The 26,534-nt window shown below is 73.5% G+C and carries 19 protein-coding genes; 10 read left to right on the top strand and 9 right to left on the bottom strand.

What is annotated here, in order from left to right:
* From G5C51_RS03110 to G5C51_RS03125, 4 genes are all read left to right on the top strand, one after another.
* Positions 1–1,533 carry a hypothetical protein gene (locus tag G5C51_RS03110; protein ID WP_165231150.1) on the top strand — a complete coding sequence of 511 codons (1,533 nt, stop codon included), beginning with the start codon at positions 1–3 and terminating at the stop codon, positions 1,531–1,533.
* Between the two features lies 1 nt (position 1,534).
* Positions 1,535–2,440 (top strand): hypothetical protein, encoded by a 906-nt coding sequence (locus G5C51_RS03115; protein WP_165231153.1) that lies wholly within the window; start codon positions 1,535–1,537, stop codon positions 2,438–2,440.
* A gap of 37 nt (positions 2,441–2,477) precedes the next feature.
* Positions 2,478–7,082, top strand: a complete 4,605-nt coding sequence (locus tag G5C51_RS03120; RefSeq protein WP_165231156.1) for a hypothetical protein — start codon at positions 2,478–2,480, stop codon at positions 7,080–7,082.
* Between the two features lie 103 nt (positions 7,083–7,185).
* The gene (locus tag G5C51_RS03125; protein ID WP_165231159.1) at positions 7,186–8,256 is read left to right on the top strand and encodes a hypothetical protein; all 1,071 of its coding nucleotides are present in this window, start codon (positions 7,186–7,188) and stop codon (positions 8,254–8,256) included.
* Between the two features lie 7 nt (positions 8,257–8,263).
* Here the strand turns inward: G5C51_RS03125 and G5C51_RS03130 are convergent, their stop codons facing one another.
* The 3 genes from G5C51_RS03130 to G5C51_RS03140 form a co-directional block, all read right to left on the bottom strand.
* The gene (locus G5C51_RS03130) at positions 8,264–8,905 is read right to left on the bottom strand and encodes a hypothetical protein (protein WP_165231162.1); all 642 of its coding nucleotides are present in this window, start codon (positions 8,903–8,905) and stop codon (positions 8,264–8,266) included.
* 5 nt (positions 8,906–8,910) lie between these two features.
* Positions 8,911–10,080: an L-histidine N(alpha)-methyltransferase gene (locus tag G5C51_RS03135; RefSeq protein ID WP_165231165.1), complete on the bottom strand. Its 1,170-nt coding sequence runs from the start codon at positions 10,078–10,080 to the stop codon at positions 8,911–8,913.
* Positions 10,081–10,244: 164 nt separating this feature from the next.
* Positions 10,245–10,661 carry a hypothetical protein gene (locus G5C51_RS03140; protein WP_165231168.1) on the bottom strand — a complete coding sequence of 139 codons (417 nt, stop codon included), beginning with the start codon at positions 10,659–10,661 and terminating at the stop codon, positions 10,245–10,247.
* 184 nt (positions 10,662–10,845) lie between these two features.
* On the opposite strand from G5C51_RS03140, the gene G5C51_RS03145 reads away from it, so the two are divergent.
* From G5C51_RS03145 to G5C51_RS03155, 3 genes are read left to right on the top strand one after another with little or no spacing between them, the layout of a single operon-like run.
* Entirely contained in the window at positions 10,846–13,266 is a 2,421-nt protein-coding gene (locus tag G5C51_RS03145) for a sensor histidine kinase (protein WP_165231171.1), read from the top strand.
* Positions 13,263–13,700 carry a roadblock/LC7 domain-containing protein gene (locus tag G5C51_RS03150; protein ID WP_338117995.1) on the top strand — a complete coding sequence of 146 codons (438 nt, stop codon included), beginning with the start codon at positions 13,263–13,265 and terminating at the stop codon, positions 13,698–13,700. The genes G5C51_RS03145 and G5C51_RS03150 overlap by 4 nt, the downstream gene beginning before the upstream one ends.
* 3 nt (positions 13,701–13,703) lie before the next feature.
* Entirely contained in the window at positions 13,704–14,132 is a 429-nt protein-coding gene (locus tag G5C51_RS03155; RefSeq protein WP_165231174.1) for a DUF742 domain-containing protein, read from the top strand.
* A 21-nt stretch (positions 14,133–14,153) separates the two neighbouring features.
* On the opposite strand, the gene glpK is transcribed toward G5C51_RS03155, so the two are convergent.
* The 3 genes from glpK to G5C51_RS03170 all read right to left on the bottom strand — a co-directional run bounded on the left by glpK (position 14,154) and on the right by G5C51_RS03170 (position 17,532).
* On the bottom strand, positions 14,154–15,665 hold the full coding sequence (gene glpK / locus G5C51_RS03160) for a glycerol kinase GlpK (protein ID WP_165231177.1): 1,512 nt from the start codon (positions 15,663–15,665) through the stop codon (positions 14,154–14,156).
* Between the two features lie 227 nt (positions 15,666–15,892).
* Positions 15,893–17,074 carry a lipid-transfer protein gene (locus G5C51_RS03165; RefSeq protein ID WP_165231180.1) on the bottom strand — a complete coding sequence of 394 codons (1,182 nt, stop codon included), beginning with the start codon at positions 17,072–17,074 and terminating at the stop codon, positions 15,893–15,895.
* Positions 17,071–17,532, bottom strand: a complete 462-nt coding sequence (locus G5C51_RS03170) for a Zn-ribbon domain-containing OB-fold protein (RefSeq protein WP_165231183.1) — start codon at positions 17,530–17,532, stop codon at positions 17,071–17,073. The genes G5C51_RS03165 and G5C51_RS03170 overlap by 4 nt, the downstream gene beginning before the upstream one ends.
* A gap of 86 nt (positions 17,533–17,618) precedes the next feature.
* Between G5C51_RS03170 and G5C51_RS03175 the strand changes: the two genes are divergently transcribed.
* Entirely contained in the window at positions 17,619–18,431 is an 813-nt protein-coding gene (locus G5C51_RS03175; protein WP_165231186.1) for a M15 family metallopeptidase, read from the top strand.
* Positions 18,432–18,578: 147 nt separating this feature from the next.
* Here the strand turns inward: G5C51_RS03175 and G5C51_RS03180 are convergent, their stop codons facing one another.
* Both G5C51_RS03180 and G5C51_RS03185 read right to left on the bottom strand, forming a co-directional pair.
* The gene (locus G5C51_RS03180; RefSeq protein WP_165231189.1) at positions 18,579–19,400 is read right to left on the bottom strand and encodes a hypothetical protein; all 822 of its coding nucleotides are present in this window, start codon (positions 19,398–19,400) and stop codon (positions 18,579–18,581) included.
* A gap of 82 nt (positions 19,401–19,482) precedes the next feature.
* The gene (locus G5C51_RS03185; protein ID WP_240929346.1) at positions 19,483–21,603 is read right to left on the bottom strand and encodes a glycoside hydrolase family 31 protein; all 2,121 of its coding nucleotides are present in this window, start codon (positions 21,601–21,603) and stop codon (positions 19,483–19,485) included.
* A gap of 226 nt (positions 21,604–21,829) precedes the next feature.
* On the opposite strand from G5C51_RS03185, the gene G5C51_RS03190 reads away from it, so the two are divergent.
* Both G5C51_RS03190 and G5C51_RS03195 read left to right on the top strand, forming a co-directional pair.
* On the top strand, positions 21,830–23,824 hold the full coding sequence (locus tag G5C51_RS03190) for an acetoacetate--CoA ligase (RefSeq protein ID WP_165231196.1): 1,995 nt from the start codon (positions 21,830–21,832) through the stop codon (positions 23,822–23,824).
* Positions 23,825–23,903: 79 nt separating this feature from the next.
* Entirely contained in the window at positions 23,904–24,779 is an 876-nt protein-coding gene (locus tag G5C51_RS03195) for a hypothetical protein (protein ID WP_165231199.1), read from the top strand.
* Positions 24,780–24,811: 32 nt separating this feature from the next.
* Here the strand turns inward: G5C51_RS03195 and ptsP are convergent, their stop codons facing one another.
* Positions 24,812–26,482, bottom strand: a complete 1,671-nt coding sequence (gene ptsP, locus G5C51_RS03200; protein WP_165231202.1) for a phosphoenolpyruvate--protein phosphotransferase — start codon at positions 26,480–26,482, stop codon at positions 24,812–24,814.
* Between the last annotated feature and the right edge of the window lie 52 nt (positions 26,483–26,534).

The following is a 26,534-nucleotide window of genomic DNA, read 5'->3' on the forward strand; positions in this document are numbered from 1 at the left end:
GTGACCGCACCAGCCATCGGCGCAGCCGACCCGCAGCCGCCGGCCTCCGTCGCGCCGCCCTCCCCGGCCAGGGGACCGGCCGCCGACGAGGGCCTGGCGCGGCGGCTGCGTGCGCTCGCCTGCACCGCCCCGCTGCACGACCTCGACACCCGCAAGGCCAATCTCGCGGGGGAGTACGGCATCTATGCCATGGCCGAGGTGGCGCTCTCCGCCATCGACCTGGTCACGCTGCAGATGGACTTCGACACCGGCGCCGATCACGAGCAGGTCATCAGCAAGTTGCTGCCGCGCGCCGCCGCGCAGGCCCCGCACCGCCCGGCCGCCGAGCATGAGCGGGTGGCGCGCTGGGTGCTGGACAACCTGATCAATGTCGGCAGCGTCGACCGCGGCTTCCGCGCCGTTTACGGCACTTTCGGCGTCGACGGCGAGTATGTCCGCCGGGACTACGACTTCAAGCTCGTCGAGGAGGTCCCGGGACCCGGCGGCGCCGTCTATCTGCGTACCACCGACGAGGCCGTCAATGTCCTGGTCGGCGCCCTCGACACCGACGTCACCAGCGCGCAGATCGCCGCCGAGGTGAAGCTCGAGGTGCTGATCCAGCGCGGCCGCCTCGCCGACGCCCAGCTCGCCGCCGAGCAGGCGCGCTACCGGACGGTGCAGTACGCGGAGACGCTCCGCAAGGCGCTCGAGGCCACCCGCAGGAATGTCCGCGCGGTCGACTGGCTGCGCACCGTCCCCGACATGATCAACGAGGCCCTCGAGCACGTCGCGGACCGCTATCGCCACGAGAACGCGATCCTCACCAACATCCGCCGCTCCCGCGACGAGGCCGAGGACCCGGAGCACAAGCGCCGCGCCGCCGAGCTCGTCGACATCGTGAAGGACTGCATCCGCCGCCACACCCAGCTGCAGTCGCGGCTGCTGGACGCGGGCCCGCTGTTCCGCGCCGAGCAGGACCGGCAGGCCTTCGCGCCGCCCCGGGCGCACTCGGGCGTCGATCTCTACGGGCAGCTGCTGGCGCCCGTGCTGCCGCTGCCGGTCGGCGATGCCACGCGGGTGACCGACGCCTGGTTCGCGCACGGCACCGGGCTGCGCACCCCGCACACGCCGCGGATGGGCGACCTGGTCGAGCTGCTGTTCACGCCGCCCGTGGAGCGCGATCACCTGGGCTCGGAGATGCCGGAGCCGGATCTCATCGAAACCCCGGACGACAGCCGCTTCAGCGAGGAGCAGCTCGCCTCGGCGATGGAGCTGCTCGATCTGCCCGTCGACGCCCCGCGGCGGCTGTCCGGGCTGCTCGCCGAGGCGCGCCGCCGCGACCCCTCGCTGCCGTATCTGATCGCGCTGCTGTCCGTGCACGCCGCCTCGCCGCCCGTCGGCTCGGCGTACCGGCAGGGCGAGCAGCGGCTGCTCTTCGCCGTCGACGACGGCACGGAGCTGGACGACCCCGAGTTCGGTGGCGCCGACCTGATCGTCGGCACCGCAGGGCTCGACGCGGCCGGGATGGCCGCGGACCGCGCGGAGGCGAGCTGAGATGTCCGACATGACCACCACCGAGCAGCAGTCCGCGGACGGATCAGGGACGGGTGCGCACCCGATCACCCCGGCCGACACCGCCGACGCGGCCCGGCTCGTCGCCTTCGGCCTGCAGCCGAAGCTGCTCCCGGCCCGCGACCTGGAGTACGCCGAGCTGCTGCGCCGCTATCGCGACGAGCCCGCTTTCGCGCGCCTCGCCGACGCCGTCGCCAGCGGCCTCGGCCTGATCGTGCTGGAGGTCTCCACCCGCGCCGGAATGGCCGTGACCGCCGCCGAGGACTCCGTCTTCGCGGTACGGATGGGCGACTACGCCCGCCGCGCCAGCACCGACGCCTCCGACCGCTTTCTGCACGGGCTCGCCCATCTCGCCGTCGCCGCGATGGCGTTCCCGCGCCCCGAGGACCTCGCCGACGACGGCTACATCGGCCGGATCACCGTCAACGGCGTGGACGCCTTCGTCCGCCAGGCCTGCCGCCGGCTGGAGGAGCGCGCCGACGCCGCGGGCGAGAACACCGACCCGGCCTCCGACGCGCCCGGGCTGGAAGCGGCCTGGCGGGTGTACGCGCGGCGCAGCGCCACCGGCGCCACCAAGGACGCCCGCCGGCTGGCCGGCTCCACCACCGGCATCATCGGCAAGGCCGTCGCCTTCCTCACCGACTCCGGCTTCCTCCAGCGCACCTCGGACGACGCCGGCGGTACGTATCGCACCACCGCTCGTTATCAGCTGCAGGTCCGCGACATGGCGGGCAGCGCCGCCATGTCCGAGCTGCTCGAGCTCGGTGTCGTGCCGGTGGGGGACGGCAGCGCCTCCCTGGTGCCCGCCGAAGAGCTCCTCGAGGAGGAGCTCGTTCCGGGGGCCGGGCTGCCCTTCTTCCCCGAGCAGCCCGGCCACCCGGACGCCTGAGTCCCCCGCCAGCCACCCGACGACCTGAAGAGAGTCCATGTACGAGCTGTCCCGGATCCGCCTCTACTCCATCGGGCCCGCCGGCGCGCGCTACGCGGACACCGTGCTGGACCTGCGCGGCGTCGGCGACCCGGTGGCGCAGCCGGCGCCCGCCCAGGGGGACTTCTTCGAGGACGAGCCGAGCGGGCCGCCGCGCCGGCCCGCGCCCGCGGGCGTGCTCTTCCTGGAGAACGGCGGCGGCAAGTCCGTACTGCTCAAGCTGATCTTCTCCGTCATGCTGCCGGGACACCGCAACACCCTGGGCGGCGCCAGCTCCGGCGTGCTGCGGAAGTTCCTGCTCGCCGAGGACTGCGGGCATGTGGCCCTGGAGTGGCAGCACACCCTCACCGGCGAGACGGTCGTCGTCGGCAAGGTGAGCGAGTGGCGCGGGCGGCAGGTCTCCAGCGACCCGCGGAAGTTCGCCGAGTCCTGGTACTCCTTCCGGCCTGGCCCCGGGCTGAGCCTCGACTCGCTGCCGGTCGCCGAGCGCGGCCGCCGCCGCACGATGAAGGGCTTCAAGGACGCGCTCACCGAGGCCGGAAAGGCGTATCCGCACCTGGAGATCGGCTGGGAGGACATCCACGAGCGCTGGAACGAGCACCTCGGCGAGCTCGGCCTCGACCCCGAACTCTTCCGCTACCAGCGCGAGATGAACGCCGACGAGGGCGAGGCCGCGGGCCTCTTCGCCGTCAAGAACGACTCCGACTTCACCGACCTGCTGCTCCGCGCCGTCACCGACACCCGCGACACGGACGGCCTCGCCGACCTGGTGCACGGCTTCGCGCACAAGCTCGGCCGCCGCGCCGAACTCACCGCGGAGCGCGACTTCACGGCAGGCTCCGTTGACCTGCTGCAGGCGATCGTGGAGGCCGCCGAGCGGCGCGACCGGGCCCGGGACATCCACGGCGGCGCCGAGCGCCGCACCCGCTCTCTGGTGCAGCGACTCGCCGCCCGAGCCGGGCAGGAGAGCGAGCGCGGAGCCGCGGTCGCCGGGCAGCTCGCCGACGCCGCGCACACGGTCGGCGATGCCGAGTCCCGCCGCGCCCGCAGCGAGGCGATCGCCGCCGAACTGGCCTACCGGCACGCCTCCCTCGCCCTCACCGCCGCCGAGAAGTCCGCCGCCCGCCTGAAGCGCGAGCTGGCCGACGCCCGTACCCAGCAGTCCGCCTGGCAGGCGGCGGAGGCGGTGCTCCGGCACCGTACGGCGGCGGACCGCGCGGCCAGGGTGTCGGCGGCGATCCACGAGGCGGAGCGGGACGCGGCCCCCGCGCTCGCCGCGCGGGCCAAGGCGGCCGGCGCCCTGATCCGCGCCCTGGACGCGGCCGCCGACGACGGCGAACGGCGCGCCAACGAGGCGGACGAGCGCGCCGCCGCACTCCAGGAGGAGGGCGAGGCCGCCCACCGCGACGCCACCGCCGCCGCCACGGCCGCGCAGCGCTCGCGCAGCGAGGCCGACCACCTGGGCCAGCGCCTGGCGGAGGTCCAGGAGGAGACCGCCGAGGCGGTACGGGCCGGCTGGCTCGACGGCACCGCCCCCGACACGGACCCGGCCAGGGCCGCCCTGGCCGCGAGCGACGCGGAAAAGGCAGCGGTGGCGTCATGGGACGCGGCCCGCGAGCTGGCCACCCGCACCGGCGAACGGGCCCAGGAAACCGCGGCGGAACTGGCCCGCGCGGAGCTGGCCGCGGCCCGAGCGGCGGACGCGGCGGAGGCCGCCGCGTCGGCGTACGGCGCGGAGCACGCGGAGGCGACGGCGCTGGCGGGGGAGGAGCGGCTGGCGGAGCTGCTGGGGTTGCCGGGCGGCGGAACCAACACTCAAGCCCGGCCGGCGCTTGAGGCCGAGGCGCGGAGCGCTGATCGGGGTCCGGTGCGGAGCCCCGGGAGCGACACCGGCCCTCTCACCGCCGAAGAGCTCGACCGCAACGCCGAAGCCCTCCGCGAACTCCTCGACGAATGCGTCGGCACCGCGGAGCGCCAGCTCTTCGACCTCCGCACCGCCGCCGCCGACGACGCCCGCATCCTCGGCGCCCTCGGCGACGGCGGCCTGCTCCCGCCGGGCCCGGACGTATTGCACACCGTCGAATTCCTCGGCGAGCACGGCGTCCCCGCCCTCCCCGGCTGGCGCTATCTCGCGCAGGCTGTCGACCCCGCCGACCACGCCCGCGTCCTCGCGGCCCGCCCCGAGCTCGTCGACGGCGTCGTCATCACCGACCCGGACACCCACGAGCGCGCCCGCGAGATCCTCGACGAGGCCGCGCTGCTGCCCCGTTCGGCCGTCGCTGTCGGCACCGCCGCCGCGCTGCTCGCCCCCACCGGCAAGGACGAGCGCGACGGCGTCTTCCTGGTCCCGCCCAACCCGGCGATGCACGACGAACACGCCGCCGACGACGAACGCCGCCGGCTCCGCGACGACGCCATGGTCCGCGACGAGGACATCCGCGTCCTCGCGGCCCGCGTCGCCGAGGACCGCGCGCTCGCCGCCCGCCTCGCCTCCTGGCGTACGGGCTGCCCGCCGGGCCGCCTCGCCGAGCTGGCCGAGGCCGCGGAGACGGCCCGTACCACCGCCGCCGACACCGCCAAGCAGCTCGCCGAGGCGCACACCGCCCGCGACGAGGCGGCGGAGGCGGCCACCGAGGCCGCGGCCGTACGGGAAGAGCGGCAGGAGGCCGCGCAGCGCGCCCGCCGCTCCGCCGACGCCCTCGCGGGCCTCGCGCACCGGCTGCGGGAGCGCTCCGCCTGGGCCGCCCGGGTACGTGAACTCACCGACGAGGCCGCCGAGTCCGAGACCAAGGCGGCCGCCTGCCTGGAGCGGGCCCGCGCCGCCGACGAGGAGCGCCGCACCGCGCAGCGCTCCGCCGACGACACCCGCCGCACCGCCCACGCCCTGCGCGCCGAGCGCGCCGAGATCGCCGGCAGCCCCGACGACATCGACGACGAGCCGCCCACCGCCTCCCTCCCGGCACTCCGCGAGGCGTACCGGACCGCCTCCCAGGTCTACGAGAAGGTCGGCGTCGGCGCCGACCTGCGCGCCGAGCAGGCCCGCGCCGAAGGCGACGCCACCGCCGCCCTCACCGAGCTCGGCCGGCTCAGCAACAAGGTGCGCACCCGCGCCGAACAGCTCCTCGAAGGCACCGAGGGCGCCGACGCCCCCTCCCGCCAGGCCGCCGCCGCCCGCGCCGAACAGCTCGTGCAGACCCTGGAGTCGCGCGCCTCGGCCGCCAGCGAGCAGCTCGGCCGGCTGCGCGGCGAGACCGAGCGGCTCGCCCCGGCCGACGGCGAGGCGCACGCCGAGCTCCCCGACGAGCTCGTCCCCGCCGATGCCGAGGAGGCCCAGTCCCGGCTCCGCACGGCGACCGCCGAAGTCGCCACGCACCACGCCGCCGTGGAGGAGGCCCGCGCGGCGCACGAGGAGCTCCTGTACACCCATCGCGCCGCGGACGAGGCGGCTCGCGGCTTCGAGGAGACGGCGGCCCAGCTGCGCGATCTGCTGCGCGGGCAGCCCGACGAGGAAAGCGACGCCGACGACGCGGAGCCGTACGCCGCGGCCCTCGAGCAGGCCCGCCAGGCCGCCGCCGAGGCCCGCCGCTCGCTGCGCGGCTGCGCCGCCGACCTGCAGGCGGCCGAGTCCGCGCTCCGCGACACCAGCGACATCCTCGTACGGCACGCCAACTCCACCCGCTACGAGGCCGTCCGCACCCCCGCCCGGCAGCAGATCCGCGAGCTGCCCGCGGCCGTGCTGCCCGACCACGCCGACAAGTGGCTGGCCGCCTTCGCGCCCCGGCTGCGCGTCCTCACCGACGAACTGGACCAGCTGGAGCGCAACCGCGACAGCATCGTCGACCGGCTGCGCGGCCTGGTCGAGTCCTCCCTCGCCACGCTCCGCTCGGCCCAGCGGCTGTCGCGGCTGCCGGAAGGGCTCGGCGAATGGTCGGGCCAGGAGTTCCTGCGCATCCGCTTCGACGACCCCGACCAGGCCGAACTCACCGAGCGCCTCGGCGAGGTCATCGACGAGGCCACTCGCGCCGCCGTCCGCAAGGGCGGCGACATGCGGCGCGACGGCATGTCGCTGCTGCTGCGCGGCGTCGACGCGGCGCTGAAGCCGCGCGGCGTCTCCGTCGAGATCCTGAAGCCGGACGCGGTGCTGCGCGCCGAGCGGGTCCCGGTCGGGCAGATGGGCGACGTCTTCTCCGGCGGCCAGCTGCTCACCGCCGCCATCGCCCTGTACTGCACGATGGCCGCCCTCCGCAGCAACGACCGCGGCCGCACCACCGAATCGGAGCACCGCCACGCGGGGACGCTCTTCCTCGACAACCCGATCGGCCGCGCCAACGCCACCTACCTGCTGGAGCTGCAGCGCGCCGTCGCCGACGCCCTGGGCGTCCAGCTGCTGTACACGACGGGCCTGTTCGACACCACGGCGCTGGCGGAGTTCCCCCTCGTCATCCGCCTCCGCAACGATGCGGACCTACGCGCCGGCCTGAAGTACATCAGCGTCGAGGAGCACCTCCGCCCCGGCCTGCCCGAGCAGTCCAACGGCGAGACGGTGCACGGCGAGGTCACCGCCACCCGGATCTTCCGTAAGACGGCGGCTGTCGCGGAATGACCGCCCGGCGGTTGGTATATGCCAAAAGGCCCGAAGTTCCCCGGCACACCTGACCCGCCGGTTACTTTCGGCCCGGCAGTTCTGACCAGAAACGGGGGCGCCGGTGTCGGAACAGCGGCAGGGAAGCGGCCCGGGCTTCGGGCGCCGGGTGCTGGACGTCCTCTTCAGCGGACTCCCCGGCGAGCCCGGCACACCGAGGCGCGTGCGCTTCGTCGCCTGGGCGGTCCTCGTGACCGTGGGCATCACTGCCGGGCTCTGCGTCGGCTACTTCTGGATCGGGGCCGAGCAGCGGGCGGAACTCGCCCCGCCGCACAAGGACGCGGAGGCGTCCGCCGAGGACGACGCGCAGGACCGGCTCGACCGCAAGCAGGCGCCGTTCCAGGTACGGGGCGTGCGCTACGACTGGTCGTACCAGGACAAGGAGGTGTGGGCCTGGGCGCTCGACCGGAAGTTCACGGCCGCCGAGGCCGAGCAGCTCGAACGGCTCGGTGAGCACACCTTCCGGCGGCCCAGCGGCGGCGCGGACCCCGAGAAGGCCCTCAGGGACTGGCTCAGGTCCAAGGGCGCCCGGCCCATCCTGACCGGCGACCAGTGCGACGGAGTACGCGGCTGCTACCACCCCGCCCAGGGAATGGCGGCGGTGCAGGTCACGCTGAAGGGCACCCGGGACAAGCCCGTGACCATCACGGATTTCGAGGCGCGGCTGGACCGGAAGTCCTGCCGCCCGTCCGCGGCCGTGACCATCATCGACCGGGCGACGGCCGGCAGCCAGAGCGTGAAGGGCCTCACCTTCAACCTCGAGGAGCAGCCGGCGCCCGCGTGGACGAAGGCCACGCCGGACGCGGAGGCGGCGAAGTACACCGACGCCCAGTACGAATCGCTGTCCGTCAACGAACCCGACTCGCGGCTGAAGTTCGAGGCGGTCTGGAACGGCGGCTCCCGGTGGACCGGCGGCTCCCGCGATCAGGTCTGCGACTGGGTGATCGATGCGACGTACGAGGCCTCGGACAAGCAGGACACGCTGACGATCGACGATCACGGAAAGCCCTTCCGCGTCGAAAGCGCCGCGGACTACGAAGAGCGGTGGACGCTGGGCATCGGCGAGACCTTCAGGTGCACGAAGGCCAAGCCCACCACGGCCACCCCGGACCAGGCGTGCGACCCGCGCTCGTAACCGCAGGTCATCCCGCGGCCGGCAGCCTGCCCAGCCGTTCCACCACGCCCTCGTCGTAGCCGTAACGGCCGCGCAGCAGTGCCTCCATGCGGTCGCGGAGCGTGCGGGCGCGGTCCAGGTGGCCGTCCTCGCGGCGCAGGTCCGCGTCCACCCGCAGCAGCTCGGCCGACTCCGCCTCGACCACGAAGCTGCGCAGCTCCGCGAGGTCGAGCCGGCGGTTCAGCTCGTACACCGCGTCCCGCCACTCATGCAGCAGCGCGACGAGCTCCGCGTGGCTGCGGTGCGCGAACACGCCGGACACCAGCGCCGTGTCCGTGGCCGAGAGCACCGGGCGCGGGAAGACCCGGTGCACGGGCCGGCCCGGGTCGAGGGGCTCGAAGCGGCGGTCGGTGAGGATCGCGGTGTTCTTCAGCAGCTCGTCCGTGAGCGCGTGCAGCGCCTGGCCCTCCCGCTCCTGCGCCGCCGCCCGCCGCTCGGCGAACACCCCGCTGATCGCCGCCACCAGCGCGAGCGTCTGGATCACCGGCTCCCACTTGGGCGTCGCCGTCACCAGCCAGCTGACGCACACGCCGAGCGCGACGGCCAGCGCGGTGAAGGTCAGTACGGAATACGCCGCCGAGCGCCGCCCGCTCGACCTGCCGCCCGCCACCGCGGTCAGGAGGCGAACGGGTTGGGCGTGGGCGGCTCGGCCGGCGGCTGCGGGCTGCTGGTCGCGGGGATGCCCGGCCGCAGCAGCATCAGGTCCATCCCGAAGCTCGGCCGGCCGAACGCCGCCGGGATCCGCGGCTGGTCGCTGTGGACCTCCTCGGCCCCCGCGTCGGCGATCATCTTCGCCAGCCCGTTGCGCGCGTACTTGCGCGTGATCAGCAGCCGGATCGTGTCCTGGTCGGGGAACTCCACGCTGCTCCGGTCCGGCAGCGTCAGCCGCAGCTGCTCGCCGGTCCTGTTCTGGTAGGTCACCTTCACCAGCACCGACCGGTCGTCCTCCACGAAGGGCGTGAACGACACGTGGTCCATGTTGATGTGCAGGTCGGTGAAGTGCATGACCGCGCTGGTCACGAACTCCCCGAAGCGCGGGCTGGCCTGATACTCCTGCGCCGCGGCCTGCGCGCTCTCCTCGTCGAGGCCGCCGGTGCTCGCCACCTCCAGCAGGAAGCGGTCCTGCGGCCGTACGAGCTCCTTGAGCAGCAGCTCCAGCAGCCCGGTGTCGTCCTCGAAGTTGGCGAGGGTGTTGCCCAGCAGCGAGTAGAGCACCGGCTCGTCGCCGACCAGGTGCTCGACCAGCCGGCGCAGCTCGATCGCGTTCCGCGCGGTGGAGAAGTCCAGCTGCACCGGGACGACCTGGTCCAGTGAGATGCCGGTGCCGCGCAGCGACTCGCGCTGGCCGAGCCGCAGCATCTCCGGGCTGATGTCCACGGGCAGAAAGCGCAAGTCCGGGTTGTGCGGGAGCAGCCGGTCCAGAATGGTCCGGTCCTTATGGCCGGTTCCCGTCCCCAGGCTCACATAGTGAAAGCGCTCCCCGTTCTGGCCGAGTTCGATGCGCGACCAGCGGCCATGGAAGTTCTCGATGCTTTCCCGCATGACCGGATAGAACAGGTCCGAGCAGGCATGCACCCAGGCGACCGTCGATTCCACGCCCCAGTACGAGAAGCCGGAGGAAATGCGCTTGCCGTCGCCGGAGTCGGAGAAGGGCAGGTGCAGTTCGCCGGACAGCTGCGAGAACTTCTGCGACTGATCCTCGCCGACCAGGCACAGCGTCCACTTCGTCCCCGGACCGGTCAGCGCCCCCGCCAGGTCCTGGATCGCACTGCTGCCCGTGGCCATGGAGGCGCCCCCCGCGTGTTCGTCCCGAAGTCCCGTGCCGCGCCAGGTCATTGACGCGCGCAATCACCTGAGCCGACGCTACATCGTCACATCTGACGAGGGGTCGGAACAAGACGGATCATGGGGCCGGAACAAGACGGATCATGCTGCGGGAACAAGACGGATCATGCCTCGGACATCACCGTCCGCGCCGGCCTCCCACGCGCCTGCGCCCGCTGGGACCGCCGCTGCCTGCGCCGCTCCCGGCGCAGCCGGCGCGCCGCGCTGCTCGGGCTGGAGATGACGCCGTTCCGCTGGTTCCACACCTGCCGGGTCACCCAGACGTCCAGCACCCCCCATGTGGCGGCGACGGTGCTCACCACGGAGGTCAGCAGCGCGGGGAAGGCGAACCACGATCCGGCGAGCGTGCACAGCACGGCGACCATGCCCAGCACCATCGTCACGGACACGATGATCACGGCACGCACCGCCGCGTTACGCACCGGATCGGGCAGCCGCGGGGTGCCCACGGGCTCGTCCACCCACAACTGGTCCCGCTCCTCGTACTCCTCATACTCCTCGTACGGTATTGCTTCAGCCATCTCTCTACCGGACATACCCACTCCTGTTCCCCCGCCAGGCCCGGACAAAAGCACCCAGCTCGCAGCGTTCATACGTTCCAACGTCCGGACGGGGCTACGAGTTGCATGGGACCAAGTAGTAGGCTCGCGCCGTTTACGGGGGGAGGCAGCAATGCCCGTGTGCAATCGGTGACCTGGGGAGTCCATGCGTTTTCACGGGAAGTCCATTCGGCGCACCATGGTGGCGCTGCTGATAGTGCCGTTCGCGGCGCTGTCGTGTATCTGGCTGCTCACCACCGTGCTGTCGGCGCGGGACGCCGCGCGGCTCTCCTCGCTCAGTCCGGTGGTCGACGATCTGTCCGGGCCCGCGCAGGAGGCCCTGTGGGCGGTGCAGGACGAACGCCGGGCGGCGATCGTCTTTCTCGCCGACCCCCGCGCGCCCGGCGCCGAGGACAGACGGCTCGATGCCGAGCGCCGGGCCACCGCCGCGGTGGACGTGTTCCGCTCCAACGCCGCCGGGCAGGGGCTGCGCGACGACCTCGGTACCGGCTCCGAGAAGCGGCTGGACGAGGCGCTGGCAGCGCTCGACCGGCTCTCCTCCGTCCGCCGGGACGTCGAGACCCAGTCCCTCACCCGCAGCGCGGCACTGCAGGAGTACAACGGCGTGGTCGACCCGGGCTTCGGCTTCCTGTCCGCCGTGCACGACGTGGGCAATGTCGACCTCGACCGCCGCGGCCGCGCCATCACCCAGATCGTCCGCGCGCACGAGTCCATATCCCGCGAGGACGCCCTCTTCGCCGGCGCCCTGACCGCCGGCAGCATGACGCAGCGCGACATGCGCACCTTCACCGAGCTGGTGGCCGAGCGCCGCACCCTGTACAGCGCGAACCTGTCGGAGCTCCCGGAGACCGACCGCCGCGCGCTCGCGGCCTACTGGAAGGGCGCCGCCGCCGAGAACCTCACCGCCCTCGAGACCGCGGCGGTCGGGGCCGGCGCCGAATCCGCGCCCCGCGCCACCACCCCGGAGAAGTGGGCGACCGCGACGGAAGCGGTGTTCAACGGCACCGACAAGCTCACCGTCGGCGCCTTCCACTCCTACGAGGCCCGCGTCGACACCCTCGCGGGCCGCGCCGTCACCGAGGCCGCCGTCACCGGCGTGCTCGGCCTGCTGGCGCTCGCCGTCTCGGTGATCGTGCCGATGCGCATCGGCCGCCGCCTGGTCCGCGACCTGACCGCGCTCCGTAAGGACGCCCAGAACGCCGCCGACGTGCGGCTGCCCAGCCTGCTGCGGCGGCTGGCCGCGGGCGAGCAGGTGGACGTCGAGGCCGAGACGCCGCGGCGGCGCTACGGCGAGGGCGAGATCGGCGCCGTCGGGCAGGCCGTCGGCACCCTGCAGCGGGCCGCGGTGACGTCCGCGGTCAAGCAGGCCGGGATGCGCCGCGACGTCTCCGACGTGTTCGTCAACATCGCCCGCCGCAGCCAGGCGCTGCTGCACCGCCAGCTCAAGCTCCTGGACACCATGGAGCGGCGCACGGCCGACAACGCCGAACTCGCCGACCTGTTCAAGCTCGACCACCTCACCACCCGCATGCGCCGGCACGCCGAGGGCCTCGTCATCCTCTCCGGCTCGGCCCCGTCGCGGCAGTGGCGCCGCCCGGTGCCGCTGCTCGACGTGGTGCGCGGCGCCATCGCGGAGGTCGAGGACTACGAACGGGTGGAGGTCGGTCCGCTGCCCGAGGCGGCGGTGCAGGGCCCGGCGGTGGCGGGCCTGATCCACCTGCTCGCGGAGCTGATCGAGAACGCGACCGTGTTCTCGCCGCCGATGTCCCCGGTCGAGGTGACCGCGGAGCTCGCGACCGGCGGGATGCACGGCGACGGCATCACGCTGCGGATCACCGACCAGGGCCTCGGGATGTCCGAGGAGACGCTGCTGGACGCGAACCTGCGGCTGGCGGAGACCCCGGAGTTCGCGCTCGCCGACACCGACCGGCTCGGCCTGTTCGTGGTCAGCCGGCTCGCCAGCCGGCTCGGCCTGCGCGTGTGGCTGCGGCGCGCGGAGCGCGGCGGCGTCACCGCGGAGGTCGAGATGCAGCCGGCGCTGCTGGACCACTCCGAGCGGCTCCCGCCCGCCTCCACCCCCGGCGGCATGCCCCGCCGCCCGGCACCGCCGCCACCGGCGCCCGCGCCGGCCCCGCCGTCCGCCGCCGGGCTGCCGGTCCGGATGCCCGCGCAGCGCACCTCGGGCGACCTGCCGGTGCGCGGCTCCGGCAAGGCTCCCGGCCTGCCGCGGCGGCCTGATCTGTCGCCCGCGGCCGCGCCGGTACGGGTCTACGACCAGCACCAGCGCACCCGCGACGCGGCCCCCGCCGCCCAGCAGCCACAGCCCGCCGCCCAGCAGGCACAGTCCGCCGGGACCGAGCCGCGCACCGGCCGCGCCCCGCTGCCCCGCCGGGAGCCACGCCGCGGCACCGACCGGGTGAAGGCCGCGCAAGTGCCCGCCGCGGAAACCGAGGAGCGTGACGCGGACGAAGTGCGGAACCGGATGGCCGCCCTCCAGCGTGGTTGGAACAGGGCGCGCACAGACCACACTGATGCGGAAACGACACAGGAGGGAGAGGGCCGGTGAACGCGTACGAATCCCTGGCACGCAGTCAGCAGCCGGGGTCGGAGCGGCTCAACTGGCTGCTCGACGATCTCGTTGAGCGGGTGGCCAGCGTCCGGATGGCCCTGGTGGTGTCCGGCGACGGCCTCGCCATGGGCGTCTCGCAGGGCGTGGAGCGGGAGGACGCCGAGCATCTCGCGGCGCTGGCCTCCGGCTTCCACGGCCTCGCGAAGGGCGTCGGGGCCCGCTTCGACGCCGGCGCGGTCCGGCAGACGGTGGTGGAGCTCGACGAGCTGTTCTTCTTCGTCACCACGGCCGGCGACGGCAGCTGCCTCGCGGTGCTCGCCGAGGCGGACGCGGACATCGGCCAGATCGCGTACGAAATGACCCTCCTGGTCAAGCGCGTCGGCGACCACCTCGCCGCGGGACGGCGGGACGGCGGGACCGCCGGCGGGTAACCGATGCCCCAAGCCGACAGCTGGTACGACGACGAGGCCGGCCCGGTCGTCCGCCCGTACGCGATGACCAGGGGCCGTTTCAGCAGCGCTCCCGACCCGTCCCTGGACGAGCGCGTGGAGACGGTGCCGGACGCCTCGCCGCCGGAAGGGCTCGCTCCGGAACATCACCGGATCCGCGAGCTGTGCGCCGCCGGGCCGCGCTCCGCGCGCGGCATGGCGGCGGCGCTCGACCTGCCCGCGGTGGTGGTCCGGGTGCTCGTCACGGACCTGCTGACGGCGGGCATGCTGCGTACCACCGACGCCGAGCCGGACGCCGCGACCCGGGCCGCCGAAGCCGCCGCCTCCGAGGAGGCGGCGGCGGTCGCCATGGGCGCGGCGGAGGTCGACGAGTCGCTGCTCCGCCAGGTGATCGAGGGCCTCAAGGCCCTGTGAGCCGGACCTGCCGGAGCGGGGTTACGAGCCCTCGCCCTCCTCCCAGGCGAAGGTGCGCTCCACCGCCTTCTTCCAGTTGGCGTACTCGCGGTCGCGGGTCTGCGCCTCCATCCGCGGCGTCCACTCCTGGTCCTTCTTCCAGTGCGCCTTGAGCTCGTCGGTGCTCTGCCACACGCCGGTGGCCAGGCCCGCGGCGTAGGCGGCGCCGAGACAGGTGGTCTCGGAGACCACCGGGCGGATCACCGGCACGCCGAGGACGTCGGACTGGTGCTGCATCAGCAGGTTGTTGACGGTCATGCCGCCGTCCACCCGCAGATCGGTGATCTGCACGCCGGAGTCCTGGTACATGGCGTCGACGACCTCGCGGGTCTGCCAGCTCGTCGCCTCCAGCACCGCGCGCGCGAGGTGCGCCTTGGTCACGTACCGGGTCAGGCCGGTGATCACGCCGCGGGCGTCGGAGCGCCAGTACGGCGCGAACAGGCCGGAGAACGCCGGGACGATGTACGCGCCGCCGTTGTCCTCCACGCTCGCCGCGAGCGGCTCGATGTCCTCGGCGTTCTGGATGATGCCGAGCTGGTCGCGGAACCACTGCACCAGCGCGCCGGTGATCGCGATGGAGCCCTCGAGACAGTAGACCGGCGCCTCGCTGCCGATCTGGTAGCCGACCGTGGTGATCAGGCCGGACTTCGAGGGGACGGGCCGGGTGCCGGTGTTCAGCAGCAGGAAGCTGCCGGTGCCGTATGTGTTCTTCGCCTCGCCGGGCTCGTAACAGGTCTGCCCGAAGATCGCCGCCTGCTGGTCGCCCAGCGCGGAGGCCACCGGCACGCCTGCCAGCTGGCCCGTGCAGGTGCCGTACGCCTCGGCCGACGGGCGGATCTCCGGCAGCATCGCCTCCGGGATGCCGAGCGCGCTGAGGATGGCCGGATCCCACTGGTGCGACTCGATGTTCATCAGCAGCGTGCGGGAGGCGTTGGTGATGTCGGTGACGTGCCGGCCGCCGTCGACGCCGCCGGTGAGGTTCCAGATCAGCCAGGAGTCCATGGTGCCGAAGGCGATCTCGCCGTTCTGCGCGCGGGCGCGCAGGCCCGGCACGTTCTCCAGCAGCCAGGCGGCCTTGGGTCCGGAGAAGTACGTGGCCAGCGGCAGGCCCGTCTTGTCGCGGAAGCGGTCCTGGCCGTGTTCGGCGCCGAGCTCGTTGCAGAGCGCCGCGGTACGGGTGTCCTGCCAGACGATGGCGTTGTGCACCGGCTTGCCGGTGGCCTTGTCCCACAGGACCGTGGTTTCGCGCTGGTTGGTGATGCCGACGGCGCTGAGCTCGTCGGCGCGCAGGCCCGCCTTGGCGAGTGCGCCGGCCACCACGGCCTGGGTCTTGGACCAGATCTCGGTGGCGTCGTGCTCCACCCAGCCCGGCTTCGGGAAGATCTGGCGGTGCTCGCGCTGGTCGACGGCGACGATGCCGCCGGCCTCGTTGAAGATGATGCAGCGGCTCGAAGTGGTTCCCTGGTCGATTGCGGCTACGTACTTGTCGTTCATGCTTGCCCCCAGGTAGCTGGATGCGCGGCGACGTTCGACGACGTGCGGACCGGGCCGTCGCCAGTGGCGGCAGATCGCCGGAGGGGAACCGACGGCTCCACGCTACGGGGGCCGTCTGGCGGCGCTGCCAGCTGACATCGCGCAGTTTTCACCGGGGGTGTGAGGGCGTCAAGACGGTGGACACGAAGGGTTGTTGTGTATGTCCACCGTCTCGCGGCAGGGGCGGCTCAGCGGACGGCGACCACCGACGAGCCGTGGCCGAATAGCCCCTGGTTGGCGGTGATGCCGGTACGCGCCCCCGGCACCTGGCGGCCGCCGGCCTGCCCGCGCAGCTGCCAGGTCAGCTCGCAGACCTGCGCGATGGCCTGAGCGGGCACCGCCTCGCCGAAGGACGCCAGACCGCCACTGGGGTTGACCGGAATCCGGCCGCCGAGCGCGGTGTCGCCGGCCCGCAGCAGCTTCGCCCCCTCACCCTCGGCGGCGAGGCCCAGCGCCTCGTACCAGTCGAGCTCCAGGGCGGTGGACAGGTCGTACACCTCGGCGGTGTCTACGTCGTCGGGGCCGAGCCCGGCCTGCTCGTACGCCGCCTGCGCCAGCTGGGCGCGGAAGGCGGTCGCGCCCGCGCCGTCCGCGTCGGTGGCGATGTCGGGGAAGTCGAGGTCGGAGCGCGGGTAGGCGGGGGTGCGGGTGGAGACGGCCCGGATCCGCACCGGCTTGTCGGCGCCGTGCCGGCGGGCGAAGTCGAGGCTGGTCAGGACCAGGGCGGCGGCGCCGTCGGAGGTGGCGCAGATGTCGAGCAGCCGCAGCGGGTCGGCGACGACGGCGGAGGCGGCCACCTCGGAGGCGTCGACGGCCTTGGGATAGCGGGCGTTGGGGTTCTGCGCGCCGGCTGCGGCGTTCTTGACCTTCACCTGCGCGAAGTCGTCGACTGTGTCGCCGTACAGGGCCATCCGGCGGCGGGCGTAGAGGGCGAAGTAGGCGGGGTTGGTGGCGCCCAGGAGGCGGAAGCGCACCCAGTCGGGGTCGTCGGGGCGCTCGCCGGCGTTCGGGGCGAAGAAGCCCTTGGGGGCCGACTCGGCGCCGATCACGAGCGCGACCTCGCAGTCCCCGGCGAGGATCTGGTCGCGGGCGGCGGCGATGGCCTGGGAGCCGGAGGCGCAGGCGGCGTAGACGGTGGTGACGCGGGTGGCGTTGAGGCCCATGGCGCGGGCGAAGGTGGAACCCGCGACGTAGCCGGGATAGCCGCAGCGGACCGACCCCGCGCCGACGACCGACTGGACGGCGTCCCAGGCGAGTCCGGCGTCGGCCAGGGCGGAGCGGGCGGCGGCGACGCCGTAACGGACGAAGCTCTGCCCCCACTTGCCCCAGGGGTGCATGGCGGCGCCGAGCACCGCGATCTCGCCGGTCACCGGGTTCCCTCCGTCGCGCGCTCGGGCTGCCAGTGCCAGGTGGTCAGGACGCGATCGGCGTCCTCGTGCAGCACCCCCGGCACCAGCTCCACCGGCATGCCCACCTCGAGCTCTTCGGTGCGCACCCCGGGCACGGCCTGCCCCATGACCACGATCCGCTCCTCCTTCAGCTCCACGGCGAGCAGCGCGTACGGCTCCCACTCCCGGTCCTGATCACGCGGATACGGGGGCGGCGGCGGGTAGCGGCAGTCGGTGTACGACCAGATGCGGCCCCGCGGCGACAGCGCCACCTCGATGAACTCGGTGCTGGTACAGCCGGGATCGCGGCAGAAGTCGTCCTCGCGCGGGAAGAACAGCGCCCCGCAGGCGGCGCACCGCGTCCCGAGCAGCCGGAAGCCGCGCGGATCGCCGTCCTCGGTGAACAGACCGGCGACGGCCGGCGTGCGGGTGGGCGCCATGGCTTCCCTCCAGTAGTCATCTGACGGCGTGTCAGAAAGTCTGCTGCCTTACGGATACAGCCGGGGGAGTGATAAAGGAAGGGGCCATGACGAGATCAAGCACCGCACTCCGCACCCTCGCCGTCACCTCCGCCGCGCTCCTCGCCGCCGCGACCGCCCCCACCACGGCGCAGGCCAAGCCCGAGCCCAAGGCGCCGAAGGAATTCGTCGCGCTGAACGACGTCGCCCCGACGATCATCCAGGAGATGCGCTACCTCACGCCGCACAACTTCGTCGGCGAGCCCATCGACGGCTACAAGAAGCCGATGTGCATCCTCACCGAGGACGCGGCGAAGGGCCTGCAGCGCGCCCAGCGCCAGCTGCTGAAGAAGGGCTACAGCCTCAAGGTCTACGACTGCTACCGCCCGCAGCGCGCGGTGAACCACTTCGTCGAATGGGCGAAGGACCTCGAGGACGAGCGGATGAAGGCCGAGTTCTACCCGCGGGTGGAGAAGAACCGTCTCTTCGCGGACGGCTACATCGCCGAGAAGTCCGGGCACAGCCGCGGCTCGACCGTGGACCTCACCGTGGTGAAGCTGCCCGCGCAGCCCACCCGCCCGTACGTCCCCGGCGAGGAACTCGTCGACTGCGCGGCCCCGCAGGACGAGCGCTTCCCCGACAACTCCGTCGACATGGGGACCGGCTTCGACTGCTTCGACACCCTGTCGCACACCCTCGACCCGCGCATCAAGGGCGAGCAGAAGGCGAACCGGCTGCTGCTGAAGGACACCCTGGAGGCCGAGGGATTCAGCAACCTGCCCGAGGAGTGGTGGCACTACACGTACAAGCCGGAGACCTTCCCCGGGACATTCTTCGACTTCCCGGTGGAGCGGCGGTCGCTGACGCCCGGACGGCGATAATCCGGAAGGCCCTATTCGGGGCAATGTCCGTACGCGTGCGCGCTCCTGCGCTCATACTCGAAGGAGTGCGGCCGGGCGTGACGGCGCCCGACGCCGACAGGTGCCCTGCGGCGGGCGGCGCCGCAGGGCACTCGGCTGTCGTGCCGGTTATTCGGCCGGGACGAGGACCTCGTCCTTGACCCCCGACGCCCGCTCGGCGAGCGCGTCGAGGTCGATGTCCGCGGGGGACTTGGTCATGGTGCCCGGGCTGCCGTCGACGATGGCGACGAGGACGCCGTCCTCGGTCCAGGCGCAGGTGGGCATCGACATCTTCTGCCCGTACTGCTCCTTGACCATCACCGCGCACAGCCAGGTCTCGCCGGATCCGGCCGGCTGGATCTTCTTGTGCTCGGTGCCCGGCGAGGTGCCGTCCGCCTCCTCGGCGCCGTTGAGGTACTCCTCGGCCGACTCGCTGTCACTGCGCGAGTCGACGCCGCCCTGATAGACGAGCTGGTCCGTGCCGCCGGTGTAGAGGCCGGAGCGCAGCTCGTCCGGCTGCGAGTCGCCCTGGGCCTTCAGGCCGTCCTTCATCTGCTGGGTGAGGTCCTGCTTGAGCTTCAGCTTGCCGCCCTCGAGGGTCTTCGGGAGCGTGACCTCGTAGTCGGGGGTGGAGGTGCCGACGCCGCCGCGGGTGAGCGCCGAGATGCCGGCGTAGGCAAGGATGATCACCAGGACGAGGGCGCCGCCGACGATGGCGAGGATCTTGCCGGTGTTCGACTTCTTCGGCGGCGGGGGCGGGTAGAAGCCGGGCTGCGGTTGGGCGCCATACGGGCCCGGCTGCTGGGGCGGCGCGCCGTACGGGGCGGGCTGCTGGCCGTAGGCCGGGGCGCCGTAGGCGGGGGGCTGCTGGCCGGGTTGCTGGCCGTACCCCGGTGCGCCGTATCCCTGTGGTGGCTGCTGTCCGTACGGACTCTGCGGCGGCGTGCTCATCGTTCCCCCCGGTCCCCTCCGAATGAGTGTGCGGCCGCCACGGTAACCCACGCCCCGCCGGCCACCGCACCGACCTCCCTGCTCACAGCCCGCGCAGCCGCACCGGCCGCCCCGGCTCCGTACCGTCGTCGCGGGCCACGGTCACGCCGCCCGTCCGGCGCGCGGTGAAGCGCTCCAAGTGCACCTCGCCGCGGGCGTCCTCGACGGCGAGTGCGCCGGTGCCGGTACGGCCGGGCGCCGGCGCCCACACCTCCAGCACGACGCTGCCGTCCGCGCCCGTCACCGGCAGCACGCTGCCCGCCCTGGCCAGCACCGGGATGCGGTCCAGCGGCGCGTCGAGGACGGCCCGGCCGCCGCCGTGGGCGCGCCCGGTGGCGGTGTCGTACCAGCGGCCGGGGGGCAGCGGCACCTCGCGGCGCCGCTCGCCGGGGGCCAGGACCGGGGCCACCAGCAGCGCGTCGCCGAGCAGGAAGGCGTCGTCGCAGGCGCGCAGCGCGCGGTGCGACGAGTGGTGCCACCACAGCGGGCGGGCGTACGGGGCGCCGGTGAGGTGGGCGATGTGGGCGAGGGTGCGCAGGTACGGGGCCAAGCGCGCGCGGGCGCGCAGGACGGCGCGGGCGTGCTCGGGCACCGGCTCGTGATGCTCCCAGGGGGCGGACAGGGTGCGGACGAAGGGGAGCAGGCAGCCGAGTTGGAGGGCGCGCAGATAGAGCTCGTCGTCCTCGGCGGCGACATCGAGGCCGGTGAACGGCACCCCGCACAGCCCGAGCCCCACCGTGCGGCGCACCGCGGCGCGCAGGGCGGCCCAGTCGGCGGGCGCCTCGGTCCAGGTGCCGCCGTAACGCTGCAGCCCGGCCCAGCCGGAGCGGGACAGCAGGAAGGGCGCCTCGCCGGGCCGCAGCGCGGTGAGCGCCTCGTGTCCCGCACGGGCCATGGTGAGTGCGTAGACGTTGTGTGCCTCGCGGTGGTCGCCGCCGCGGCTGTCCAGGCTGTGCCGGGCCGCGGGCGGGAAGGCGGCGGGTTCGTTACGGGTGTGCGCCACGCCGGCGAAGCCGAGGGCGGCGCCCTCGGCGTACAGACCGCCCCACCACTTGCGCGCCCGCGGGTCGGTGAAGTCCGGGAACGCCGTGCGCCCGCGGGCCTCGTGGACGAAGACATCGGCCTCGGCGCCCGCGTCGTAGACCGGATCCCCGGGCTCCGCGGGTACGTCGGGCGCCACCTCGCAGACCAGCCGCACCCCGTCCGCGCGCAGCCGCCCGGCCTGCACATACGGGACCGCGAACGGGCGCGGCCCGGCGGCGAGATGGACCGCGTTCAACGGCAGCTCCCGCTCGGCGTACCCGGCGGCCAGCCGCTCCAGCCGTTCCCCGTCGGCGATGCCACCCGCGTGGTGCCCGTGCGCCCAGGCCGGCGGCACGAGCGGGGCGCCCGTCAGCGCGGTCCAGCTGTGCAGGATGCGGGAAGGGCCGCCGGCGAGCACCCAGTAGCGCAGCGGCCCGCCGTCGATGCGCATCTCGCAGCCCGCCGCCCGGTCGTGACCGGAGCCCGCGCCCTCCTCGCCCGGGTACCAGGCCAGCCGCCCGTCCCAGGTGGTGTCGTGGAAGAGCAGATGGCTGCCGGCGTCGGAGACGACCCACTGGACGGGCATGGTGATGTGCTGCCCATCGGACGGGAGGTTGTACAGCCGGTGGCTGCCGGAGATCTCGCCGGCCGGCCCGTAACAGCGGGAGTCCGCTGGCAGCCGCGAACGCTGCAGCCAGCGGGCCTCCTGGCCCGCAGCGCGCTCCCACCAGCGCGGCGGCTCCTGGCGGCGGAGCAGCGCGCCGCCCGGCGTACGGATCTCCACCGCCCCGTGCCGCGAGACCGCGACCAGGACCCGCTCGGAGACCACCCGCCAGCCGCCGTCCTTGTCCGGCTCGAGACCTGCGCGGGTGTCGGGCTCGGGGCAGCCGGCGGCGAGGGCGTACGACGGCTCGGGCTCGGCCCCGTCCCACCCGCAGAACACCGCCCCGCCCGACGTCACCCGCACCAGCAGCGACGACCGCGCGAAGTGCAGCAGCCCGCCGCCGGGCAGCGGCACGGCGTCCACCGCGGCGCCCGGCATCCGGGCCCGCTCGGAGCCCTGCCGGCCCACGGCGGCGGCGCCGGCGCGGTGCTGCCGGTAGGCCGTGCGCCAGGAGCGCAGCAGGGCACGAGCGTTCATGCTGGCCACACTGCCACCGAGGGCAGGGGGTGAGGGAAGAGTTAAGCCGCCGTTCACCGCCTGGTGGCCCGTCATTGGCCCGAGGCGAGGCGGCTGGGGACCACATGGGCCGGTGGTGCGATGTGTGGCGGCCGCCCTGGTCAAGCAGTGGATCACATGGCATCGTCCCAGGCACAAGCCCTGGGCTCAGTGCCGAGCCCGCGACCCGGGAGCCGGAGCAACGCCTATGTCACCCTCATCCGCACCCGCCCCTCTGTGGACACCGGATCCGGCCCGCGCCGACGCCGCGCGGCTGACCCGCTTCCACGCCTGGGCCGCCGAGCAGCACGGCGCCCCCGCGCCGGTGCCGGGCGACCATCTCGCGTCGTACGGGGCGCTGCAACGGTGGTCGGCGGAGCAGCCGGCGGCCTTCTGGGGCGCCTTCGCGGCCTGGGCGGAGGTGCGGTTCTCCACTCCGTACGAGACGGTGCTGGCGGATGCGGGGATGCCCGGGGCACGGTGGTTCCCCGGCGCGACGCTGAACTATGCGGAGCACGCGCTGCGGGTCGCCGAGGACCCGGCGCGGGCGGGCGAGGCGGCGCTGCTGTACGCGACCGAGGACGCCGCACCCGTGACCGTCACCTGGGCCGAGCTGCGCGCCCAGGTCGCCTCGCTGGCCGCCGAGCTGCGCCGGCTCGGCGTACGCCACGGGGACCGGGTCTCCGGCTATCTGCCCAACGTGCCGCAGGCGACCGTGGCGCTGCTGGCCGCGGCCGCGGTCGGCGCCGTATGGACCTCCTGCGCACCGGACTTCGGCGCCCGCAGCGTGCTCGACCGCTTCCAGCAGGTGGAGCCGGTGGTGCTGTTCGCGGTCGACGGCTACCGCTACGGCGGCAAGGCGCACGACCGCACCGACACGGTGGCCGAGCTGCGCCGCGAACTGCCCACGGTGCGCGCCTTCGTGCACGTACCGCTGCTGGGGAGCGAGGCGCCGGAAGGCGCGCTGTCGTGGGACGCGCTGGTGTCGGGTGATGCGGAACCGGTCTTCGAGCAGGTGCCGTTCGACCACCCGCTGTGGGTGCTGTACTCGTCCGGCACGACGGGCCTGCCGAAGGCGATCGTGCAGTCGCAGGGCGGCATCCTGGTCGAGCATCTGAAGCAGCTGGCGCTGCACTGCGACCTGGGTCCCGGCGACCGCTTCTTCTGGTACACCTCCACCGGCTGGATGATGTGGAACTTCCTCGTCTCCGGGCTGCTGGTGGGCGCCACGGTGGTGCTGTACGACGGCAGCCCCGGCTATCCGGCGGTGGACGCGCAGTGGCGGGTGGCGGAGCGTACCGGCGCGACCTTCTTCGGGACCTCGGCGGCGTACGTGATGGCGTGCCGCAAGGCGGAGGTGCACCCGGGCCGGGACCTGGACCTGTCGCGGGTGCGGTGCGTGGCCACGACCGGCTCGCCGCTGCCGCCCGACGGCTTCCGCTGGATCCACGACGAGGTCGCCGAGGACATGTGGATCGCCTCGGTGAGCGGCGGCACGGACGTGTGCAGCTGCTTCGCCGGCGCGGTGCCGACGCTGCCGGTGTACGTGGGCGAGCTGCAGGCGGCGTGCCTGGGCACGGATCTGCAGGCGTGGGACCCGCAGGGCAAGCCGCTGGTCGACGAGGTCGGCGAGCTCGTGGTGACGGGGCCGATGCCGTCGATGCCGGTGGGCTTCTGGAACGACCCGGACGGGAGCCGCTACCGGGAGAGCTACTTCGAGATGTTCCCGGGCGTGTGGCGGCACGGCGACTGGATCACGCTGACGTCGCGCGGCACGGTCGTCATCCACGGGCGCTCGGACTCCACGCTCAACCGGCAGGGCGTGCGCATGGGTTCGGCGGACATCTACGAGGCGGTGGAGCGGCTGCCGGAGGTGCGGGAGTCGCTGGTGATCGGCGTGGAGCAGCCGGACGGCGGCTACTGGATGCCGCTGTTCGTGGCCCTGGCGGAGGGCGCGGCGCTGGACGATGAGCTGCGCGACCGCATCAAGCGGACGATCCGCACGCAGCTCTCGCCGCGGCACGTACCCGACGAGATCATCGAGGTCGCGGCGGTGCCGCACACGCTGACCGGCAAGCGACTCGAGGTCCCGGTGAAGCGGCTGCTGCAGGGGACGCCGATGGAGAAGGCGGTGAATCCGGGGTCGGTGGACCGGGTGGATCTGCTGGGCTTCTACGAGAAGCTGGGGCGGGAGCGGGGCTAGCCGGCCGCTTTTCCTGTCACTGTCAGTGGCGGCGACTACTCTCGGTGAGCATCGGGTTGGAGCTCATCGAGGGGGAGTCGTGGAGCGCAAGGGCGGACCAAAGGGCGTATCACCGCGGAAGCTGCTGCGCCGGGAGACGGCGAGCACGGTGGGGCTGCTGGCGGATGTCGACGACTACAAGTCGATAAGGAGATATGCCTCCTTCAGGCACGCCGGCGACCACCTCGCGTATCTCCGCCATGTCGAGGGGCTGTTACGGGCGCTGGCCGCGCGCGGTGCGCCGGTGACGGTCGCGCTCTTCGAGCCGGACGACTTCGCCGCCTACTGCGCCCGGCGCGGCATGGACCCGGACTCGGCGTCGTCGAGGGCGCGTTATACGTCCCAGGCGGCGGCGGCCCGCACCTCCGTGCCGTATGCGGGCCAGCCGATGGACCGCCTCCTGGACCAGCTCCTGCAGGAGGCGGTGCGCCGCCGCAGCGGCGAACACGCGGCGACGCTGCTGGCCACGGCGGGGGAGTGCACCGACTGCGGCACCCACGTCGGGCGCGACGGCTTCGAGCGCGCCTCGGCGGCGCTGGCGGCGCTGTGCGAGCGGCTGGACGCCGGGATCCACCACGTGGTGGTGAGCGTCGAGGACGACCCAGAGGCCCCGCTGGTGGCGGCGGCGCATGTCTCCGCCGGCCGGATCACGGAGGAGGAGGCGCTGCGCCTGTGCACGGTCCTGGCGGCGGGCTTTGTCACCGCGAGCCCGGGCGGCCTGGTCCTACGGAGCCAGGCCACTCCCGACACGGTCCGCGCCTGGCGCGTGCACGACTCCTGGCTCGAGCCGATGACGGCGGCCGAGGTCTTCAACGCGTACTGCACGGACGCGACTACGGGCGACCCGATCCCACCGGAACCGGGCGTGGACTACGCGGAGGGCTGGGCCCTCACGCCTCCGGAGGAGGAGGCATGAGGGCCACGAGCACCGTGAGTCACCGGGCCGCGTTACTCGCCCGAGAGCACTGCCTGCGCGGCGCGGCGCGCCTCCTCGGCGCTGTCCGCCGCGCGCGCGGCCGCCGCCGCCCGCTCGCACTGCGCCAGCGTGTGCTTGGCCAGCGTCGCCCGGACGTAGGGAATCGCGGCGGCACCCATCGACAGGCTCGTAATGCCAAGTCCCGTCAGCACGCACGCCAGCACCGGATCCGACGCCGCCTCACCGCACACGCCGCAGCTCTTGCCCTCGGCCTTGGCCGCGTCCGCGGACATGGCCACGAGGTCGAGCAGCGCCGGCTGCCACGGGTCCTGCAGCCGCGATACGGCCCCCACCTCGCGGTCCGCCGCGAAGGTGTACTGGGCAAGGTCGTTGGTCCCCAGCGACAGGAACTCGACCTCCTGCAGGATCGACCGCGCCCGAAGCGCCGCTGCCGGAATCTCCACCATCGCGCCGAACTTGGCGTTCAGCCCGGCCTCGCGGCAGGCGTCCGCGAAGTCCTTGGCGTCGATCCGGTCGGCCACCATCGGGGCCATGACCTCGAGATAGACGGGCAGTCCCGCGACCGCCTTCGACAGCGCGGTCAGCTGCGTGCGGAGCACGTCCGGATGCTTGAGCAGCGACCGCAGTCCGCGCACACCGAGCGCCGGGTTCGGCTCATCGGCGGGCGTCAGGAACTCGAGCGGCTTGTCCGCGCCCGCATCCAGTACGCGCACCACGACCCGGCCCTCGGGGAAGGCCTCCAGCACCTTGCGGTACGCCTCGACCTGCGCGGCCTCGGTGGGCGCGGACTTGCTGTCGTCCAGGAACAGGAACTCGGTCCGGAAGAGCCCGACGCCCTCGGCGCCCGCCTCCACGGCGGCCGGCACATCGGCCGGGCCGCCGACGTTCGCCAGCAGCGGCACCTTGTGCCCGTCGGACGTGGCGCCGGGACCGGTGGCGGCGGCCAGCGCCGCCTTGCGCTCCTCGGCCTGCTTGGCCAGCTCGGCGCGGCGGTCGGCGTCCGGATTGACGAAGACCTCGCCGGTGGAGCCGTCCACGGCCACCACGGAGCCCTCGGGCAGCTCGCCCGCACCCGGCAGCGCCACGATCGCGGGCACGCCCAGCGCACGGGCGAGAATCGCGCTGTGGCTGGTCGGGCCGCCCTCCTCGGTGATGAAGCCGAGCACCAGCGCCGGGTCGAGCAGCGCGGTGTCGGCCGGCGCCAGGTCGCGGGCGATCAGCACATACGGCTCGTCGCTGTCCGGCACCCCCGGCATCGGCACCCCCAGCAGCCGGGCCACGATCCGGTTGCGCACGTCGTCCAGGTCGGCGACCCGGCCCGCCATGTACTCACCGGCGCCCGCGAGCAGTTCGCGGTAGGCGGCGAAGGCGTCGTAGACGGCGCGCTCGGAGGAGCTGCCGACGGTGATGCGGCGGTCCACGTCCGACATCAGCTCGGGGTCCTGCGCGATCATCGCCTGCGCCTCGAGCACCGCCTGCGCCTCGCCGCCGGCCAGCTGGCCGCGGGCCATCAGGTCGGCGGCCACCGCCTCGACGGCCTTGCGGGCGCGCTCCTGCTCGCGTGGTGCCGCATCGGCCGGGATCTGCTTGGCCGGCGGCTCAAGCACCGCCGTGCCCATGTGCCGTACCTCGCCGATCGCCACCCCGTGGCTCACACCGACGCCTCGCAGGGTTGTCTCCATGATGTTCACAGTCTCCGGTTGTTGCGGGGGAAGTGGGTCGTGCGCGCCGCGG

The organism is Streptomyces coryli (genome assembly GCF_011044975.1).
Lineage (GTDB): Bacteria > Actinomycetota > Actinomycetes > Streptomycetales > Streptomycetaceae > Streptomyces > Streptomyces coryli.

Excerpts from the sequence above, each read along its gene's own strand:
- G5C51_RS03185 (WP_240929346.1), bottom strand. The coding sequence starts at position 21,603 with ATGAACGCTCGTGCCCTGCTGCGCTCCTGGCGCACGGCCTACCGGCAG.
- ptsP (WP_165231202.1), bottom strand. The coding sequence starts at position 26,482 with ATGGAGACAACCCTGCGAGGCGTCGGTGTGAGCCACGGGGTGGCGATC.
- G5C51_RS03135 (WP_165231165.1), bottom strand. The coding sequence starts at position 10,080 with ATGGCCACGGGCAGCAGTGCGATCCAGGACCTGGCGGGGGCGCTGACC.
- G5C51_RS03190 (WP_165231196.1), top strand. The coding sequence starts at position 21,830 with ATGTCACCCTCATCCGCACCCGCCCCTCTGTGGACACCGGATCCGGCC.
- G5C51_RS03175 (WP_165231186.1), top strand. The coding sequence starts at position 17,619 with ATGACGAGATCAAGCACCGCACTCCGCACCCTCGCCGTCACCTCCGCC.
- G5C51_RS03170 (WP_165231183.1), bottom strand. The coding sequence starts at position 17,532 with ATGGCGCCCACCCGCACGCCGGCCGTCGCCGGTCTGTTCACCGAGGAC.
- G5C51_RS03120 (WP_165231156.1), top strand. The coding sequence starts at position 2,478 with ATGTACGAGCTGTCCCGGATCCGCCTCTACTCCATCGGGCCCGCCGGC.
- G5C51_RS03145 (WP_165231171.1), top strand. The coding sequence starts at position 10,846 with ATGCGTTTTCACGGGAAGTCCATTCGGCGCACCATGGTGGCGCTGCTG.
- G5C51_RS03155 (WP_165231174.1), top strand. The coding sequence starts at position 13,704 with ATGCCCCAAGCCGACAGCTGGTACGACGACGAGGCCGGCCCGGTCGTC.
- G5C51_RS03180 (WP_165231189.1), bottom strand. The coding sequence starts at position 19,400 with ATGAGCACGCCGCCGCAGAGTCCGTACGGACAGCAGCCACCACAGGGA.
- G5C51_RS03115 (WP_165231153.1), top strand. The coding sequence starts at position 1,535 with ATGTCCGACATGACCACCACCGAGCAGCAGTCCGCGGACGGATCAGGG.
- glpK (WP_165231177.1), bottom strand. The coding sequence starts at position 15,665 with ATGAACGACAAGTACGTAGCCGCAATCGACCAGGGAACCACTTCGAGC.
- G5C51_RS03140 (WP_165231168.1), bottom strand. The coding sequence starts at position 10,661 with ATGGCTGAAGCAATACCGTACGAGGAGTATGAGGAGTACGAGGAGCGG.